Source organism: Rhodococcus sp. DMU2021 (assembly GCF_019641445.1).
Taxonomy (GTDB): Bacteria; Actinomycetota; Actinomycetes; order Mycobacteriales; family Mycobacteriaceae; genus Rhodococcus; species Rhodococcus pyridinivorans.
The window spans coordinates 71,063-89,217 of sequence record NZ_JAIFKB010000003.1 but is presented as its reverse complement, the minus strand read 5'-3'; the positions used below and the strand labels follow the sequence as shown (position 1 = coordinate 89,217).

General features: G+C 67.8%; 16 protein-coding genes, 1 tRNA gene and 1 pseudogene. 8 read left to right on the top strand and 10 right to left on the bottom strand.

Annotated elements, in window-relative coordinates:
* The first annotated feature begins 6 nt into the window (after positions 1-6).
* The 5 genes from nuoL to K3M35_RS06355 all read left to right on the top strand — a co-directional run bounded on the left by nuoL (position 7) and on the right by K3M35_RS06355 (position 6,019).
* Positions 7-1,899, top strand: a complete 1,893-nt coding sequence (gene nuoL, locus K3M35_RS06375; protein WP_064061997.1) for an NADH-quinone oxidoreductase subunit L — start codon at positions 7-9, stop codon at positions 1,897-1,899.
* Positions 1,900-1,912: 13 nt separating this feature from the next.
* Positions 1,913-3,604 carry an NADH-quinone oxidoreductase subunit M gene (locus tag K3M35_RS06370; RefSeq protein WP_064061998.1) on the top strand — a complete coding sequence of 564 codons (1,692 nt, stop codon included), beginning with the start codon at positions 1,913-1,915 and terminating at the stop codon, positions 3,602-3,604.
* Positions 3,601-5,205, top strand: coding sequence for an NADH-quinone oxidoreductase subunit NuoN (gene nuoN, locus K3M35_RS06365; RefSeq protein ID WP_220666166.1), 1,605 nt, complete (start codon positions 3,601-3,603; stop codon positions 5,203-5,205). Before K3M35_RS06370 ends, nuoN begins: the two co-directional genes overlap by 4 nt.
* A gap of 66 nt (positions 5,206-5,271) precedes the next feature.
* On the top strand, positions 5,272-5,793 hold the full coding sequence (msrA, locus tag K3M35_RS06360) for a peptide-methionine (S)-S-oxide reductase MsrA (RefSeq protein WP_006554031.1): 522 nt from the start codon (positions 5,272-5,274) through the stop codon (positions 5,791-5,793).
* An 85-nt stretch (positions 5,794-5,878) separates the two neighbouring features.
* Positions 5,879-6,019: a hypothetical protein gene (locus tag K3M35_RS06355; RefSeq protein ID WP_162273084.1), complete on the top strand. Its 141-nt coding sequence runs from the start codon at positions 5,879-5,881 to the stop codon at positions 6,017-6,019.
* Positions 6,020-6,112: 93 nt separating this feature from the next.
* Here the strand turns inward: K3M35_RS06355 and K3M35_RS06350 are convergent, their stop codons facing one another.
* The 3 genes and pseudogenes from K3M35_RS06350 to K3M35_RS06340 all read right to left on the bottom strand — a co-directional run bounded on the left by K3M35_RS06350 (position 6,113) and on the right by K3M35_RS06340 (position 9,482).
* Positions 6,113-6,988 carry a cyclopropane mycolic acid synthase family methyltransferase gene (locus K3M35_RS06350; RefSeq protein ID WP_064062000.1) on the bottom strand — a complete coding sequence of 292 codons (876 nt, stop codon included), beginning with the start codon at positions 6,986-6,988 and terminating at the stop codon, positions 6,113-6,115.
* A 179-nt stretch (positions 6,989-7,167) separates the two neighbouring features.
* Positions 7,168-8,568: pseudogene (locus K3M35_RS06345) on the bottom strand (wax ester/triacylglycerol synthase family O-acyltransferase).
* 374 nt (positions 8,569-8,942) lie between these two features.
* Entirely contained in the window at positions 8,943-9,482 is a 540-nt protein-coding gene (locus tag K3M35_RS06340) for a potassium channel family protein (RefSeq protein WP_006554027.1), read from the bottom strand.
* A 129-nt stretch (positions 9,483-9,611) separates the two neighbouring features.
* Between K3M35_RS06340 and ppsA the strand changes: the two genes are divergently transcribed.
* Positions 9,612-11,897, top strand: coding sequence for a phosphoenolpyruvate synthase (gene ppsA, locus K3M35_RS06335; RefSeq protein WP_064062001.1), 2,286 nt, complete (start codon positions 9,612-9,614; stop codon positions 11,895-11,897).
* Positions 11,898-11,934: 37 nt separating this feature from the next.
* Here the strand turns inward: ppsA and K3M35_RS26620 are convergent, their stop codons facing one another.
* Entirely contained in the window at positions 11,935-12,159 is a 225-nt protein-coding gene (locus tag K3M35_RS26620) for a universal stress protein (protein WP_307718225.1), read from the bottom strand.
* A 410-nt stretch (positions 12,160-12,569) separates the two neighbouring features.
* A complete protein-coding gene (locus K3M35_RS26615) occupies positions 12,570-12,752 on the bottom strand; it encodes a universal stress protein (protein WP_308257062.1) in 183 nt (60 codons plus the stop codon).
* A gap of 233 nt (positions 12,753-12,985) precedes the next feature.
* On the opposite strand from K3M35_RS26615, the gene K3M35_RS06325 reads away from it, so the two are divergent.
* Entirely contained in the window at positions 12,986-13,525 is a 540-nt protein-coding gene (locus K3M35_RS06325) for a flavodoxin domain-containing protein (protein WP_006554024.1), read from the top strand.
* Here K3M35_RS06325 and K3M35_RS06320 read toward each other — a convergent pair.
* Both K3M35_RS06320 and K3M35_RS06315 read right to left on the bottom strand, forming a co-directional pair.
* A complete protein-coding gene (locus tag K3M35_RS06320) occupies positions 13,516-15,000 on the bottom strand; it encodes a DUF4389 domain-containing protein (RefSeq protein ID WP_220666165.1) in 1,485 nt (494 codons plus the stop codon). The two genes, K3M35_RS06325 and K3M35_RS06320, sit on opposite strands and share 10 nt — an antisense overlap.
* Positions 15,001-15,142: 142 nt before the next feature.
* Positions 15,143-15,715, bottom strand: coding sequence for a hypothetical protein (locus K3M35_RS06315; protein ID WP_006554022.1), 573 nt, complete (start codon positions 15,713-15,715; stop codon positions 15,143-15,145).
* Positions 15,716-15,852: 137 nt separating this feature from the next.
* On the opposite strand from K3M35_RS06315, the gene K3M35_RS06310 reads away from it, so the two are divergent.
* The gene (locus K3M35_RS06310) at positions 15,853-16,725 is read left to right on the top strand and encodes a hypothetical protein (RefSeq protein WP_220666164.1); all 873 of its coding nucleotides are present in this window, start codon (positions 15,853-15,855) and stop codon (positions 16,723-16,725) included.
* A gap of 12 nt (positions 16,726-16,737) precedes the next feature.
* On the opposite strand, the gene lexA is transcribed toward K3M35_RS06310, so the two are convergent.
* From lexA to K3M35_RS06295, 3 genes are all read right to left on the bottom strand, one after another.
* Positions 16,738-17,400, bottom strand: a complete 663-nt coding sequence (gene lexA, locus K3M35_RS06305) for a transcriptional repressor LexA (RefSeq protein WP_064060149.1) — start codon at positions 17,398-17,400, stop codon at positions 16,738-16,740.
* 14 nt (positions 17,401-17,414) lie between these two features.
* On the bottom strand, positions 17,415-17,948 hold the full coding sequence (locus tag K3M35_RS06300) for a hypothetical protein (protein WP_064060150.1): 534 nt from the start codon (positions 17,946-17,948) through the stop codon (positions 17,415-17,417).
* A gap of 79 nt (positions 17,949-18,027) precedes the next feature.
* Positions 18,028-18,104, bottom strand: a tRNA-Leu gene (locus K3M35_RS06295).
* Positions 18,105-18,155 lie beyond the last annotated feature (51 nt).

Below are 18,155 nucleotides of genomic sequence, written 5' to 3'. Positions count from 1 at the left end.
CGCGACATGACGTCGTTCCTGAACTCGGCGCTGTGGACGATACCGGCACTGCCCCTGGCCGGCGCGTTCGGACTGCTGCTCCTCGGGCGGCGCAGCGACCGCTGGGGACATCTGCTCGGATGCGCCACGGCGATCGCCTCCTTCGTCGTCGGAGCCGTCATGTTCGCCGGACTGCTCGGACTCGACGCGAACGCCCGGCTCGCACAGCAGACCGTGTTCACCTGGGTGCCGGTCGGCGAGCTGCAGGTCGATCTCGGCCTCCGGCTCGACGCGCTGTCGATCTGCTTCGTACTGCTCATCACCGGCGTGGGCTCGCTGATCCACCTCTACTCGATCGGCTACATGGCGCACGATCCGGAACGCCGGAAGTTCTTCGCCTATCTCAACCTGTTCCTCGCGGCGATGCTGGTGCTCGTCCTCGCCGACAACTTCCTCGTCCTGTACCTCGGGTGGGAGGGCGTCGGTCTCGCCTCCTACCTGCTCATCGGCTTCTGGCAGTACAAGCCCACCGCCGCGACCGCCGCGAAGAAGGCGTTCGTCGTCAACCGCGTCGGCGACATGGGGTTGCTCATCGCTCTCATGATCATGTTCGCGACCTTCGGCAGCCTCGACTACGACACCGTCTTCGCCTCGGTCCCCGCCGCGACCGAAGGCACGGTGACGGCGATCGGCCTGTGTCTGCTCCTGGCCGCGTGCGCGAAATCCGCTCAGCTGCCGCTGCAGTCGTGGCTCGGCGACGCCATGGAGGGCCCCACCCCCGTCTCCGCGCTCATCCACGCCGCGACCATGGTCACCGCCGGTGTCTACCTCGTGGTCCGCGCGAACGCGATCTTCGACGCCGCACCGGCCGCGCGACTCGCGGTGGTGATCGTCGGCGCAGCGACGCTGCTCTTCGGCGCGATCATCGGCTGCGCCAAGGACGACATCAAGAAGGCGCTCGCGGCATCGACGATGAGCCAGATCGGCTATATGGTGCTCGCCGCCGGTCTCGGTCCCGCCGGGTACGCCTTCGCGATCCTGCACCTGCTCACCCACGGCTTCTTCAAGGCCGGACTGTTCCTCGGCGCCGGCTCGGTGATGCACGCGATGAACGACGAGACCGACATGCGCCGCTACGGCGGACTGCGCGCGGTCATGCCGATCACCTTCGCCACCTTCGGGCTGGGGTACCTCGCCATCATCGGGATCCCGCCGTTCGCCGGCTTCTTCTCCAAGGACAAGATCATCGAGGTGGCCTTCGCCGCCGGCGGTGTCGAAGGCATCGTGCTCGGTGTCGTCGCGCTGCTCGGTGCGGGACTGACCGCCTTCTACATGACCCGCGTGATGATCCTGACCTTCTTCGGCGACCGGCGATGGGCGCCCGACGCCGTCCCGCACGAGTCGCCGGCCTCGATGACCTGGCCGATGATCGCTCTCGCCATGGGCTCGGTCGGTGCCGGCGGTCTGCTGGTGTTCGGTGGCGCGTTGCAGCACTGGCTCGAACCCGTCGTCGGCTACGACCATCACGAAGGTGGTTTGCCCGTCTGGCTCGTCACCACCGTCACGCTGGCGGTCGTGCTCGCCGGTGTCGCCGTCGCCTACCGGCAGTACGTGCGCGCACCGGTCCCGGCGACGGCACCCGAAGCGGTGTCGGCGCTGACCGTCGCCGCGCGTCGCGACCTCTACGGCGACGCCGTGAACGAAGCGGTGTTCATGCGTCCCGGTCAGGGTCTGGTGCGCGCCCTGGACGGCGTGGAATCCACCGGCATCGACGGCTCCGTCACCGGCGCCGCCACCGGGATCGGTGCGCTCTCGCGCGGACTGCGCCGGCTGCAGACCGGCTTCGTCCGTTCGTACGCGTTGTACATGTTCGCCGGCGCGACCGTCGTGGTCGGCGCGCTCGTCCTGATGACGCTGTGATGGGGGTGTACTGGTGACCACCGTTCCCTGGTTGACGATCCTGTGGGTGCTCCCGCTGCTCGGCGCCGCCGCGATCGCGGCCCTGCCCGCACGCCTCGGTTCCGCCACCCGGTCGATCGCCCTGACGGTGTCGATCGCCGTTCTGGTGGTCGCGGTGATCGTTGCCGTCGGATTCGACCGCGCGGGAGAGCGTTTCCAGTTCGTCGAATCGCACGACTGGATCCCCTCGTTCGGCGCCGGCTACCGGCTCGGCGTCGACGGCATCGCCCTGGTGCTGGTCCTGTTGACCGCCGCGCTCGTGCCGTTGCTCCTGGCCGCCGGATGGCACGATCACCGCGCCGCCGACGAGGACGCCGGCGCGGCCCGCCCACGCTCCGCGCACACCTATGTGGCGCTGATCCTGCTCGTCGAGTCGATGGTGCTCGTGTCGTTCACCGCCCTCGACATCCTGCTGTTCTACGTCTTCTTCGAGGCGATGCTCGTCCCGATGTACTTCCTCATAGGCGGGTTCGGGTCGCCGGGGACACCGCGTGCCGACCGGGCACGAGCCGCCGTGAAGTTCCTGCTGTACAACCTGCTCGGCGGACTGGTGATGCTCGCCGCGTTGATCGGCCTGTACGTGGTCACCGCCCGATCCGGGCTGGGGGAGACCGCGGGAGTGGGCACCTTCGACGTCCGGACCGTCACCGCCGCCGCCGTCGCCGGTGATCTCGACGCAACCCCCGCCGTGCTCGCCGCACTGTGTTTCGGTTTCCTCGTCGCCTTCGCGGTGAAGGCTCCACTGTGGCCGCTGCACGGGTGGCTACCCGACGCGGCGGTGCGGACCACGCCGGTCGCGGCGGTGCTCATGATGGCAGTGGTCGACAAAGTCGGCACCTTCGGCATGCTGCGCTACTGCCTGCAGCTCTTCCCCGACGCCTCGGTGACCTTCGCGCCGGTCGTGGTGACTCTCGCCGTCATCGGCATCGTCTACGGCGCGGTGCTCGCGATCGGTCAGACCGACGTGATGCGCCTGATCGCCTACACCTCCATCTCGCACTTCGGGTTCATCGTCCTCGGCATCTTCGCGCTGACCTCGCAGGGGCAGGCCGGCTCGACGCTGTACATGGTCAACCACGGGATCTCCACGGCCGCACTGTTCCTCATTGCCGGTTTCCTCGTCTCGCGGCGCGGAGACCGCACCATCGCCGCCTATGGCGGGGTGCAGAAGGTCGCTCCGGTCCTCGCCGGAACCTTCCTCGTCGCCGGACTGGCGACCCTGTCCCTGCCCGGGCTCGCGCCGTTCGTCAGCGAGTTCCTCGTCTTCGTCGGCACCTATCCGCGCTACCAGGTGGCTGCGGTGATCGCGACACTCGCGCTCGTGCTGTCCGCGCTCTACGTGCTGTGGCTCTACCAGCGCATGATGGGCGGACCCGTGCGCCTGCCCGGTGGGGACGACGGTGACGACGGGAACGGCGGTGCCGAACACGCCCGCAGGCTCTCCGATCTCGTGCCTCGTGAGGTCGCGGTGGTCGCGCCGCTGATCGCGTTGCTGCTCGTTCTGGGGATCTATCCGAAACCCGCGCTCGATGTCATCACCCCGGCGGTCGACGACACGCTCGTCTCGATCGACATCTCCCGGCCCGAACCGGTGGTGCCCGCCGAGCGACCCGTCGCCGAGAGTGGTGTTCCCGCGAACGGTTCCGAGGAAGGTGAAGCCGAATGAACCCCTCCGAGGGCATCGTCGTTCTAGCCGCATCAATTCCCGCCCCGGCGATCGACTACGGACTGATCGCACCGATCCTCATCGTCTTCGCCGCCGCCGTCGTCGGTGTGCTGATCGAGTCGTTCGCGCCGACCTCGGCACGCTACCTCGCCCACGTGCTCCTGACGACGGGTGCGCTCGTGGCGGCGTTCGTCGCCGTGGTGATGCTCGCGGGAACCCGTGCGACCACCCTGTCGGGGGCGGTCGTGATCGACGGACCGGCGCTGTTCCTGCAGGGATCGGTCCTGATCGTGGCGGTGTTGTCGGTTGCGCTCGTCGCGGAACGGAGTATCGAACAGGTTCGCGCGCAATCAGTTTCCCGCGCCGCGGCCGGTGCGCATCTCGACGCATTCGCGCCCCAGGCGTCGGCGATTCCGGGTACCGCGGCCGAACGGCAGGCGCTCGCGGCGGGCGGCGCACGGACCGAGGTCTTCCCGCTCCTGCTGTTCGCGGTGGGCGGGATGCTCGTGTTCCCGGCCTCGAACGACTTGCTGACGATGTTCGTCGCGCTCGAGGTGCTGTCGCTGCCGCTGTACCTGCTGTGCGGTCTGGCGCGGCGCCGGCGGTTGCTCTCCCAGGAAGCAGCACTGAAGTACTTCCTGCTGGGCGCGTTCTCGTCGGCGTTCTTCCTGTACGGGGTGGCGATGCTCTACGGCTACGCCGGGACCGTCCACCTCGGTGGGATCGCCCTGGCGATGGACACCGGTGCGGGCAGCGAGACCACCGCGCTCGTCGGGGTGGGTCTGCTGGCCGTCGGGTTGCTCTTCAAGATCGGGGCGGTGCCCTTCCATTCGTGGACTCCGGACGTCTACCAGGGGGCACCGACCCCCGTGACGGCGTTCATGGCCGCCGCGACGAAGATCGCCGCCTTCGGTGCACTGCTGCGTGTGCTCTACGTCGCGGTTCCCGGTTCCGCCGACCAGTGGCGGCCGATTCTGTGGGCCGTCGCGATCGCGACGATGGTCGTCGGCGCGGTTCTGGCGGTGACGCAGAACGACATCAAGCGCATGCTCGCGTACTCGGCGATCAGCCATACCGGATTCGTGCTCACCGGTGTCGTGGCCGGCACCGCGTCCGGGGTGTCGTCGACGCTGTTCTATCTGCTCGTCTACGGGATCGGGACGGTCGGTGTGTTCGCCGTGGTGACGCTGGTGCGCGACCCGGAAGGCGAGACGTGGGAGCTGTCGCGCTGGGCCGGTGTCGGGCGGCGCTCACCGTTGCTCGGCGGGGCGTTCGCGCTGTTCCTGCTGTCGCTGGCGGGCATTCCGCTCACCAGCGGGTTCATCGCGAAGTTCGCGGTCTTCGGTGCGGCGATCGAGGGCGGTGCGGCTCCGCTCGTGATCGTCGGTGTGCTGGTCAGTGCGGTCGCCGCCTACTTCTACGTGCGGGTGATCGTGCTGATGTTCTTCACCGACCCGACCGACGACGCCCCGCGGCTCGCGACCTCGACCGTGGCGACGAGCGCGGCGATCGCGTTCGCGGCGGTGGCGACGGTGCTGCTCGGCATCCTGCCGCAACCCGTCCTCGACCTCGCCGAACGGGCGGCGGTGTTCGTCCTCTGACCACGAGCGGGCGCGGGCAGGGAATGTCGCGACCGTCGTATCGGTTCCACCTCCCGAGGAGGCGTAATGACCGATACACGCAACGCGATTCTGGCAGGCGGATGCTTCTGGGGTATGGAGGAGCTGATCCGGAGACAGCCCGGGGTGGTGTCGACGCGGGTCGGCTACACCGGTGGGCAGAACGATCACCCTACCTACCGCAACCATCCGGGGCACGCGGAGTCCGTCGAGATCGTCTACGACCCCGCACGGACCGACTACCGGGCGCTGCTCGAGTTCTTCTTCCAGATCCACGATCCGACCACCCTGAACCGGCAGGGCAACGACGTCGGGGCGTCCTACCGTTCTGCGATCTTCTACCTCGACGACGAGCAGAAGCAGGTCGCGGTGGACACCATCGCCGACGTCGAGGCGTCGGGTCTGTGGCCCGGCACGGTGGTCACCGAGGTGACTCCCGCGAGCACCTTCTGGGAGGCCGAACCCGAGCACCAGGACTATCTTCAGCACTACCCGAACGGGTACACCTGCCACTTCCCGCGGCCGGACTGGAGGCTGCCGAACAGTCGCATCGCCGACGCGGCGAACTGAATCACGCGCACGGGTGGTTCCTTCCGCGGATCCGTATCGTGGAGGTACAGGTTGTGACGCCACTGCGGAGGAGTGCTCGATGGGAATGTTCGGCAAGGCTATGAAGAGCGCCGCCGTGGTCAAGGCGATCCAGGTCGCCCGACGCGAAGCGGCCAAGCCCGAGAATCAGCGCAAGGCCAAGGAGATGCTCGCCAAGCTGCAGCAGAAGCGCCGCGGCTCGCACTGATCTGCCCCTCGCTGATCCGTTGTCCACCCGGGCAGCGGATCGGCGTGCAGGCTCACCGGTTTCGTTGTGCCGCCGGTCCCTCGGGACCGAGCCTCAGCGGTGCTGCTGCTTCACGAGGGTGAACTGCTGGACGTCGATGAGGCGACGTCGGAAATTCGCGGCGCACCCGGTGAGGTACCTGATGTATCGCTGGTAGACCTCCTCGGAGGCCATCCGCACCGCGTCGTTGCGCCGCGCCTCGAGGGCTCGCGCCCACAGGTCGAGCGTGCGAGCATAATGAGGTTGCAGAGACTCGATGTTCTGCACCCAGAAGCTGTTGCGTTGTGCGCCGGTGATGACCAGATCCCGGTCGGGGAGCTGTCCTCCGGGGAAAATTTCCCTCATGATGAACCGCAGGAACAGTGCGTCCTCGCGGGTAACCGGCACCTTCATCGCCTCGAACTGGGCGCGGGAATGGCCCACGATGGTGTGCAGCAGCATCCTGCCGTCGTCTGGCAGGATGCGAGAGGCGCGGTCGAAGAAAGTGTCGTACCGCTGTCGACGGAAATGCTCGAACGCTCCGATGCTGACGATGCGGACCACCGACTCGTCGAACTCTTCCCAGCCTTGTAGACGCACTTCCGCGGTACGGCCTCCGGAGGCCATGCCCGAGAGCAGACCGGACACGTGTTCGTACTGGTTGCGGCTCAACGTCGGACCGATGACGTGCACGTCGTATCGCTCCGCCGCCCGCATCATCGTCGAGCCCCAACCGCAACCGATATCCAGCAGCGTCATCCCGGGCCGGAGATCGCACTTACGGAGAGCAAGATCGACTTTTGCGATCTGAGCTTCCTCGAGGCTCATGTCGTCGCATTCGAAGTAGGCGCAACTGTACGTGCGCGTGGGGTCGAGAAACAGTTCGAAGAAGTCGTCGGACAGGTCGTAGTGGGTCTGGACCTTCTCGTAGAACGGCGTCAGTTGCTGCATTCGGACCTACTCTCCGCGAGGAGTGGGCCGCGAGTTCCGGTGCGGGGCGTCGGTGCGTCCCGGCCATACACCGCTATCGGTCGATAGTGCTCCGGCAGAGCGCCTTCTCACACGGGGACGGCGATTCCTGGGGCAGATGTCCGACTCGGGCACCGGCGTGCTGCCGTTATTCCGTGGTGTCAGCCCGCACGGACGGATGTCTCGTCGGCGACCGGCACGATGTCGAACGCGTCCTCCAGCTCTCCGAGGGCGGTATCGAAGTGGTCGAGCAGAGGCTGCAGCTGCGGCAGGCTGCGACTGCACGAGGTCAGGCCGAAAGCGATCGCGTCGTCGGTGCTCGTGCACGTGATGTTCAGTGCCTGACCGTCGACCGGCACGGACAGTGGATACACCGCATCCACGCGAGCGCCCTTCCAGTACAACGGATCCGGAGCTCCCGGCACGTTCGAGACGATGACGTTGAAGGGCGGTCGCGGGAGTGCACGATTGCGGGTGAGGATCCCCACCGCCAGAGGCGCGACGCCGAGTGCACTGGCCGCCAACCGGGACAGGGAGGACATCCCCTGCATGGAGGCCTTGCCCTGCGTCGTCGATGCCGACACCCTGGCCAGCCGGTCGGCCGGATCGGCGAGATCCGTACCCATATCAGCCATCAGGACACCGAGTTCGTTTCCGGCGCAATCTTTGTCGGGTCGCAGGCACACCGGGACCATGGCCACGAGCGACTTGTGGGGCAACGCCCCCTGCTCGCTCAGGAAGGCGCGCAGTGCTCCCGACGACATGGCCAGCACGACATCGTTGACGGTCGCGTCGGCCGCTCTCGACACAGCGCGCAGGCGGGTCAGCGGCCACGAGCGCGCGTCAAACCGGCGCGTCCCGGAGATCGGCACGTTGATCATGGTGTTCGGCGCGGCGAGCGACAGCGATCCGCCACCGCCGCGCAGCGCCCTGTTCACGGTGCCGGCCAGCGCGGGCACGAAGCCGGTGACCTCGGACGTCGCCGTCCGCACCGCCTGCATGGCGGCTTCGGGAAGATCTAGCGCGGTCCCGGACGAGTGGGAGCGGCTCGGCGCGTCGAAGGGCGCCCACGGTGCCGGCATGCCGGTCTGCTCGGAGTCCGGACTCAGGGCGCGGCGCAGCAACTTCATCGCGCCCACGCCGTCGGCGAGGGCGTGATGGATCTTGGTGTAGACGGCCAGGCGCCCGTCCGCCAGACCCTCGATGATGTGCATCTGCCACAAGGGTCGGCTCCGGTCGAGCAGCGTGCTGTGCAGCCGAGAAACGAGATCCCACAGTTCGTCGAGCCCGCCGGGCTGTGGCAACGCATTGCGTCGCACGTGGTGGGGGAGGTCGAAGTTCCCGTCTTCCTCTCAGGCCCACTGGCCGAAGGTGCCCAGGGAGCGGACCGCGCGCTTACGCCACAGCGGAGCGACCTCGCCGTCCTCCGCGGCGGCGGTGAACAGTGCTCCCAGATCCGCGGCGGTCGTGCCTTCACGAGGCCGGAGAAGGATCAGTCCGCCCACATGCATCGGATGATCACGGGACTCCCCGAGGAGAAACATCGAATCGGTGGGCGACATGGGTGGACGCATCGGCACATTTCCTCCACCCGGATCGCCGGGCAGTTCGTGGCGAGGCCCCCTGCTGCCCCGCCGACATGTGCGTCAAACCATGACCCCCATCACAAGTTTATGACGCGACACAACTACTACGCGATACCGGGCCATATCGCCAAGTCCGGACGCCCGATTTCCCGCCGAAGTGAGAATTGTTGTCCGATTTGCGAACTCCGAGGCGCTTTCGCGGTCAACATGACGCTGTCGACGACGGTTCCCATTCAGCATCTCGGACCTCCGACATCTGCCAGTGGACGTCGAGTCCTTTCAAGGATCACCCCGCGCAGCGGTTGGGGAATACCCGGACGCCGAATCGCGTAGGTCGATCCCGTGATCGGTCACTCCTCGTCCCCGCGATTGCGACGACGCCACTGCACGGCGGCCGTGAGCAATCGGATCCCGAGAGCCAGGAAGATCAGATTTGCGATCATCTGCACCGACACGACGGCTCGCGCGGTCTCGGTTACAGCGGAGATGTCCCCGAATCCCACCGTGGAGAAGACCGTCAGACAGAAGTACAGGGCATCGACGCGGGACAGTGGTTCGGTGAAGTTGTCCGGATGCGCCACGGACATGCGGAGGTAAAGGGTTGCGAAGACCACGAGATAGGCGGACACGATCGTGGTGAGTGCCTCGACGGCCTGGACCGCCGGGTACTCGGACGCGAGAATCCTGCGGATCTGCCACCAGCCGACCATCAGGACCGCAGTGCCACCACCGACGAGGGTCAGGACCTCGGACGTGCTGCGGACATGCTCGACCGGAATCACGAAGTAAACGCTGACCAGCACGAAGGCGGTGAGCGTCGGACGCGCTATCGCGGTCAGGATCAACCGTTTCCGCTCCCGCGGATCAGGTGTGCGCGGAGGATCGGCCACGGTCGTCCCCGTCCCGGAATGATGACCTTTGCCCCTACGGTATCGATCGGGCCGGGGCGACGATGGGAAGACCGAGTATCCGATCCGGCCCGGAAGGTCGACGCGGGCGGGGAGTGTGGGGAGTCGTCGATGACCGAACACGAACTGTGGGTCCGACCGATCGCGGAGGTGGGCGCCGCCGACGCGCCGACCGTCGGTGGCAAGTCCGCGAACCTCGGAGAGCTCACCCGCGCAGGCTTTCCGGTACCGCCGGCGTTTGCCGTCACCACCGCCGCCTATCTCGACGCGATGGACGCAGCCGGCATCCGATCCCGACTGGCCGCCGAGGCCGTGCCCGACCCCGATATCGACGACGCCACCCTCATCCGTACCTCCGCGGAACTCGCCGCCCTGGTGACGGGTTCGACCGTCCCGGCCGGGATGCGCGCGGCGATCGTCTCCGCCTACGAGAGCCTCGGTCCCGACGCGCCGGTTGCAGTGCGGTCGTCGGCTCCCGCGGAGGACGCCTCCGACACATCGTTCGCCGGGATCCACGAGTCGTACACGAACGTCATCGGTCCGGACGCGGTGATCCGCGCGGTGCAGGCGTGCTGGGCCTCGTTGTGGTCCGAACGCGCCCGCACCTACCGAGGGTTGCGCGGGGTGACCGACGAGCCGTCCATCGCGGTGGTGGTCCAGGTGATGGTGAAGTCCGAATTGTCGGGCGTGGCCTTCACGGCCGACCCGCGCACGGGCGAACTCGATCGCATCGTCATCGAGGCAGCTCTCGGTCTCGGAGAGGTCGTCGTCGGCGGGCAGGTCGAACCCGACACCTATGTCGTCGCGAAGGACGGCCTCGAGGTGCTCGACGTGCGTCTCGGTCATCAGGAGTTCCGCATCACCTCCACCGACAGCGGGGACAGTCGCGTCGCCGTCGATCCCACGCGCCGCACCCGAGTGCTCGACGACGATCAGCTCGTGCGCGTCGCGCGCCTGGCCGCCGGAGTCGAGGAGCACTACGGGCGCCCCCAGGACCTCGAGTTCGCGTTCGCGGACGACGAATTGTGGATCGTGCAGACCCGCCCGATCACCACGCTCGATCAACCGGCGGCGCCCGCCCCGTCCGGAAACGGCGAAGCGCGACCGTTGCTGACCGGTCTCGGTGCCGGCCCCGGGACGGCGACCGGCCGAGTGCGGGTGCTCCACGAACTGGTCGACGGGAAGAAGCTGAGCGACGGCGAGATCATCGTGGCGCCGATGACCAGACCCGACTGGTTGCCGATTCTGCGCCGCGCCGGCGGCATCGTCACCGACGGTGGTGGTATCACCTGCCACGCGGCCATCGTCGGACGCGAACTCGGCAAGCCCGTCGTGGTCGGTGCACGTACCGCCACCAAGGATCTGAAGGACGGGCAACTGATCACCGTCGACGGCAACGCCGGTGTGGTGTTCGACGGCGCAGTCCACACGGCGGAACGGCCCGTCGCGACGGTATCCGCGTCTGCGGCGTCGGCCGTCGCCGCCGAAACCGTTACGGCCACAGCGGTCTACGTCAATCTCGCGACTCCGGATGCCGCGGAGTCGGTCGCCGCGACCGATGTCGACGGCGTCGGTCTGCTCCGTGCCGAGTTCATGATCACCGAAGCACTCGCGGGCGAACACCCTTCGCACATGATCGCGCAGGGACGCCGCGACGAGTACGTGGAGAAGATGGCGGGTGGCCTGGCGCGGATCGCGGCGGCATTCGCCCCGCGTCCGGTCGTATACCGTGCGATCGACCTGCGCAGCAACGAATTCGCCGATCTCGAGGGTGGGGAGGTCGAACCCCACGAAGAGAACCCGATGATCGGTTACCGCGGGTGCTTCCGGTACATCCGGGATCCGGAACTGTTCTCCTTGGATCTCGATGTGCTGCACCGGGTTCGGCGCACACACCCGAACGTGCATCTGATGATCCCGTTCGTGCGCACCCGCTGGGAGCTGCGGGACTGCCTCGCCCAACTCGACCGGCATCCGCTCGGTTCCGACCAGCGCATGCAGCGCTGGATCATGGCCGAGGTCCCGTCGGTCGTCTACTGGTTGCCGGAATACGCGAAGCTCGGCATCCACGGCGTGTCCATCGGAACCAACGACCTCACGCAGTTGATGCTCGGCGTGGACCGGGACTCGGAGGTGTGCAAGGACCTGTTCGACACCCTCGACCCCGCGGTGCTCGACGCGATCGACCACATCATCGAACGGGCCTCGGCCGCGGGACTGACGACGTCGTTGTGCGGTCAGGCCGTGTCGACGAGCACCGACCTCGCCGAGCATCTCGTGCGGCGCGGCATCACCTCCGTGTCGGTCGCGCCCGACGCCGCGGCGCAGACGAGACGGACGGTGGCGCGAGCGGAACAACGCATCCTGCTCGACCGCGCCCGGCGCGCCGGGGCATGACCGGCGGGGAACCGTCCTTCGTCAGGGGCGCCGCGCACTACGGGACGACCATCACGGGCCAGGTCACCGTGTGCAGCAGCGCCCATGTGGTGGATCCCAGCATCAGGTTCGGGAACCCGCCTCGACCACGACGGCCGAGAACGAGCAACTGCGCATCGGCAGCGTGCGATGCCAGATAGTGGGAGGGCTGGTCCAGCACCACCACCGGGTGCACCCGCACGTCGGGGAACTCCTCGCCGTGCCCGGCGAGACTCTCGGACAACAGTGCCCGCTCCTTTGTTCTCCACGCTGTCCCACTCGATCCGGAATCGGAACGGACCGCGCACATCGAGGTCGGACCACGCGTGGGCTGCCACCACGTCGGTGCCGCGCAGCGAGGCCTCCTCGAACGCGGCGGACACCGCGCACACTGTGCTCCGAACCGTCGACGCCGACGACCACCGGACGCGTGACCACCGCGCGGCTGACCGAACCGAATCGCTCCCAGCCGAACCGGTTGTCCCCGGCCCCGGCCCCGACCACGACCATCGACGCCGACTTCGATCGGTCCACCAGTTCGAGCGACGGAGAATCGGTGCACAGGTGGGTCTCGATGTCGAGCTCATCCTCGGGCACCGCGCGGCGCGCGTATTCGGCGGCATCGAGGAGCATGTCGCGTCCCTCGGATCCCTCCTACTCGAAGAATCCGGCGGGCATGCCGATCGGGACACCGAACGTGTTGCGGACCGACACGATGGTGACCAGCGACAACGGGAGCCGGCACCGTTCCGCCTCGCGAGCTGCCCAGACCACGGCCTGCAGGGACGCTCTCGATCCGTCCACTCCGGCGACGATGGGGTGGTGTGCTGTTATCACGATCACCTCGGTGCCTGTCCGAGCTGCGGGCACGGCCGTTTCGGGCCCTGCTTTTCCGGGATCCTGCGGTTTCGGGACCCTGCCAGCACACGCTCGGACCGGTCGGTCGCACAAGAGTCGACGGTCCCGACCTGCCCGCAGGAAGTGACCGAAGACCCTCACGTGCCGTGCACGCCGCTTCTCACACTGGAGACTGCATCCGGCGCAATCACCCACTGCCGAAAGGCCCCGCCATGTCCGTCCTGATCGGCTACGCGACCGCTCGAGGGTCGACGCGGGGAATCGCCGAACGCATCGCTGCGGGACTGGAAAGCCGCGGTGCCGTGGAACTGCGCGCGCTCGGCGATGTCGCGTCGGTACGAACGTACGAGGCGCTGATCGTCGGAAGTGCGATCCACAACGGGCAGTGGCTCCCCGAGGCTTCCGATGCGATCTATCGGCTGGGCACCGAATCGGAAGGGCGACCGGTGTGGGCGTTCTCCGTCTCGTCGATCGGAGCGACCAGCACGATTCTCTCGCCCCGGGTGGCGGCATATCTGCGACGGGTCACGCCGGAACCTCGGGCGGTGCAGAACCTCCGTTCGATCACCGATGTGCGTGATCACCGTTTCTTCGCCGGTGCCATCGCTTCGGGCGACTGGGCCGGAATCGGGCGGATCGTCTTCCGGCTGATGGGCGGACACTACGGCGATGCCCGGGACTGGGTCGACGTCGACGCGTGGACGGAGAGGATCCGGGAAGGCCTCATCGATATACCGCGTGATCAGGGCTGACCGGTGCCGGTCGGGCCGGCCGGGGGAGTGACGGAGACCTGCTCGATCGGCTCGCGCGCGCCCTGGTCCAGACGGAAGGGCGGGTATTCGTCGCGCATCAGTGCCGCATACGCCCACACACGGTACAGCCACCGGTTGATGCCCATGACGAAGTCGAACAGCGATCGCGGATAGGTGCCGGTGAACAGCAGCACGATCGCGGCGAACAACACCAGCACGCCCAGCAGCGATCCGAAGGCCCACATGCCGTTCCCGGTAGCACCGTCGCTGCCGTCGCCGGCCGCGATACCGAGGGTCCACCCGCCCAGCCATCCTCCGGCCAGCACGGCCAGTACGACGTAATGGGGGATCGCGAGCAACCACCACTTGATCAGGACGAGCCCACGGGAGAGCCGTTCCGGATACTCGACGTCGAAGTCGGCCGGGTAATCGGTGCGGTGCAGGCCGAACGGCGGGTACCTGTCGGTGCCCAGCGCCGAATAGGTGTAGAAGGCGACGCGCCAGGTCCACCGCAGCACGCCGACGTCGAAGTCGAACAGTGCGCGCGGATAACGACCGGTGAACAGGATCGCGATCCCGGCCGCGAAGGTCGCCACGACGAACGCGATGTGCAGGAAGAACAGCACGAGGAAATGGGGGATCGCCAGCAGCCATTTCACCAGCCACAGCCACCGCGACAACGGTTCGTCGAGATCGCCGCGCAGATGCACCGGATAGGGCACCGCCGCCGGGTGCGAAGGTGCGGTGACCGGAGTGGCGCCGGTAGCGGGAGCGGACACCGGACTGGGCGGCGGAGGCCCGTGCCGACCGAGTCCGACCGCGCCGGCGAGCAGCAGAGGGACACCGACGGCGAGAAGAACCAGACCGAGGATCAGCAGGGCGAGCACGGCCGGTCCGAGCAGGTCGATGTGGATCCCGGCGCGCACGTCCACGCCGATCCCTGCGGATGCGTCGGCGTTCATCACCACCACGGTCCATGTGCCGTCGCGCAGATCCCATTCCACTTGCTGGGTGCCGGTCCCTTCCGCCGATGCGACCCAGAACTGTTGCGCGTAAGGAGCAGCCGGAGTGTCGCCCCCGGGAACGTCACGGTAGGTGACCTCGAACGGCTCGAACCGCAGATCGGTCACGACGGCGTGGGCGACCCCTGAGAGATAGGCCTCGACCTCCCCGACGGGAGCGATCCCGACGAACACCGCCGATGCGGGATCGAGTGCGGTGGCCTGCACCAGAAGCCGGCCGATGTCCTCACTGCGCAGACCCGTGGGGCTCTGATCGTCGGTGACGAGGTCGAGACGTTCGGAGACCAACGCGTGCGTCTGCGTCCGGAGGGTCCCCTCGGGACCGGTGATGAAACCGTCGGCGCGCTGGACGACGAAGAACCACCCCAGAATGAGCGCTCCGACCGCGGCAGCGCCTCCGAGGAGCACGAGGAGAATACCGACGACCAGCATGACCACTTTGCCGACGTTCATCGATCCGTCCTCCGCGCACCGTGACGATCACCGAGTCGCTACGGGAGGGTGTTCGTAGAACGATTGTGGCAGCTCGATCGGTCTTTCTCGGCGTCAATCGAGCATTGCGGGGTATCGAGAACTTCCTCGGCCGATCGAGCGATCAGCGAAGGCCGAAGGACGGACTCTCCTCGCGCCGCCGCGCGACGATGTCGTCGAACGCGTCGATCAGCCCCTCGGGATACCAGCGGGGATTCGTGTCGGCGGTGGTGGCGACGAGCAGCAACTGGTGTTCGCGTGCGTCCACGGCTACCCGGGCGAGCCGGGTGCGCCCCTCGTCGTCGAGCGCCGCGACCGTCGCGGCGAGATCGGCGACGAGCAACACGCGCGGGGGGTCGACGACCGGCGAATCGAGTTCGGCGACCACGTCGGTGATCTGATCGGTGGTGGTGGCCCAGCAACACGGCCCCGTGGGGAGCGAGGCGGAGCCACCGAGCCAGCGATGACGACGGTGCGGATCGATGACCACCAGGTCGTGGGTGCCGCCGGTCAGTGTCGTCATCGCGATCAGGTCGAGCGACACGCTGGGCGACGAGCGGCGCTCGTCGCGTCGGATCAGCAGGTGCCGTCCGGCGGACAGATCCCACGAGACGGGCGTGCCGTCGTTGTCGCGCCCGAACGGGATCGTCGTCCGGCACGCGATCACCCGGGAGCCCGGTCCGCGAGCGGGGCGCACCGGGACAGACGATCGACACGGTCGACGAGTGGGCGGAGTGGCGGGCATCGACATGGTGGATCCGTTTCGTGTCGCTGGTTCCGGAGCGATCCTCGGACGACCGAACTGTAGAGGCGGGCACCGACAGGAACGGCCGCGTGCAGGTCGCGGCCGTCACTGCTCGTCCGCTTCGGGGTAACCGCCCGATTGCGACAGCCCTCGCCGTAGCCGCCCTCACCGCCCTCGGCGGTCACATCGCCTCCGCAGCGCCCGTGCCGATCGTGGACGACACCGGCGCGATCGCTGCTCCGAGCAGTACCCAGATCTCGTTCGCGCACACCCCGACCGGTCTGCGCGCCGGCACTGCGAACGAGCACGAGTCCCGCGCCGACGTGTCGATCGTCAAGATGTATCCGGCCGAGTACGTTTTCACCTACGTCGATCCTGCGGATCACGCCGACGCGACGGAGATGATCCGGTCGTCGAACGACGCGATCGCGGACCGCCTGCACGCGGAATACCCCCAGGCGATCTCGTCGACCGTGGCGGAGTTCGGGCTCACCGACACCCACGTGCCCGGCTACTGGGGTGTCGGCACCACGTCGACGCACGACATGGTCACCTATCTCGAGACGAAGAAGCGCACCGACCCCGGTTCGCCGGTGCTCGCCGCGATGGCCACGGCCTACGACACCGCCGCCGACGGATATCCGCAGGACTACGGCACGGCGCTGATCGCCGGTGTCGTCGGCACGAAATGGGGCTGGAGCGACGACCGCTCGTTCCACGCCTCCGCCTCGTTCGGCCCCGACTTCTCCGTCGCGGCGTCGACCTACGGATCGGCGGCGCAGCTCTCCGAGCACGTCCTCGGCGCATTCACCGAAGGGGTTCCGCCCGGACCGGAACCCGGTCCTCGCCTGCAGGACTGCCCGCCGCTGGGCTGGCTCGCCGGCGATCCGCTCCTCGGACCGCTCGCGCAGGATCTCCTCGACGGACTACCGCCGGTCGTCACCGATCGGATCTGCGGCTGATCTCGGCAGGGATCAGATGCGGCGCATGACGGACACGACGGTGCCCAGCACCACCGCCTCGTCGCCGTCGAGGACGGGATAGGCGGAATTCCGGGGTTCGAGGTAGACGTGGCCGCCTCGGCGCCGGTACACCTTGACCGTCGCCTCGCCGTCGATCATCGCCGCGACGATCTGACCGGAGTGGGCCTCGTGCTGCCGCCGAACCACCACTGTGTCGCCGTCGCAGATCGCCGCGTCGACCATCGAGTCGCCTCGCACGCGAAGCGCGAAGACCGTGCCGGAGCCGACCAGACCGCGGGGGAGGGTGAGCAGGTCGTCGGTGTGCTCCTCGGCGAGAATCGGTGCGCCCGCGGCGATGTCGCCGACGACCGGCACGGTCACGGTGTCGTCGGATGCGCGTTCACCGCCGGACGAGCCGAGGAAGGGGCGCACGTCGAGCTGGCGCGCCACAGCGGTGCCGCGGCGGAGGAAACCCTTGTCCGCGAGGCTCTTCAGATGCTTCGAGACCGTCGACGTCGACCGCAGACCCACCGAATCGGCGATCTGCCGGGTGCTCGGCGACGATCCCTGCGCAACGATCCAGTCGCGGATCGCGGCCAGGATCTGCTGCTGGCGCAGCGGCAGGGACGCGGGGTCGAGGCCCCCGAACATGTCGAACTCGTCGTAACCGGTCACCCGGAGAATCGTAGCTACGCGGTCTCCGCCAGGTCCGGGGGAGTACCTGCGGAGGAGCTCTGCCCGTTTTGCAGCTGTTCCATGGCCCGTCGCTCCCGCAGCGCCCGGATGAGCTGCCGCTCCTGCAACTCCGCCGGATCGGCGGACAGGCCGGGAATCGAGAATCCGACCAGGGCACCTGCCAGCAGTGCGAGCGCCACCCGCGCCGAGTCGCCCTCCCGGATGCCCAGGACGAGTTCCACGAACACGAGCGCTCCGACGGCGACGAACACCACTGCGATCAGGGCCAGGATCTGGCGGATCCTGGGCTTCGGACGCGATCCCGGCGCCAACGGCATCGACTGGGCCGCGAGCTGCCACAACCGGGCATCGACGCTCTCCCGCAGGGGGCGCTTCCGGAACTCGTCGCCGAGTCCGTTGTAGATGGCCAGATCGGCTGCGATCCGGGTCCGGAGGTTTCGACGGGACAGCTCGCGCGACAGACGTGCGGCCGCCCACGACACCACCCCGGTGACGAGTGCAACGACGACGGGAACCCAGATACTCACGCCGGAACATTACGACAGCGGAGCCGGAATCGGCGGGATGCGGAAGGCGTGCTCCGGCCGTGTGGCGCGAACCGAAAAGTGGTGCCCCCGGTGAGACTCGAACTCACACTGGACGGGTTTTGAATCCGTTTCCTCTGCCAATTGGGATACGGGGGCGTTGCGGACACCACTGTAGAGGATCGGGCGAAGTGGGCGCGCACCGGTACC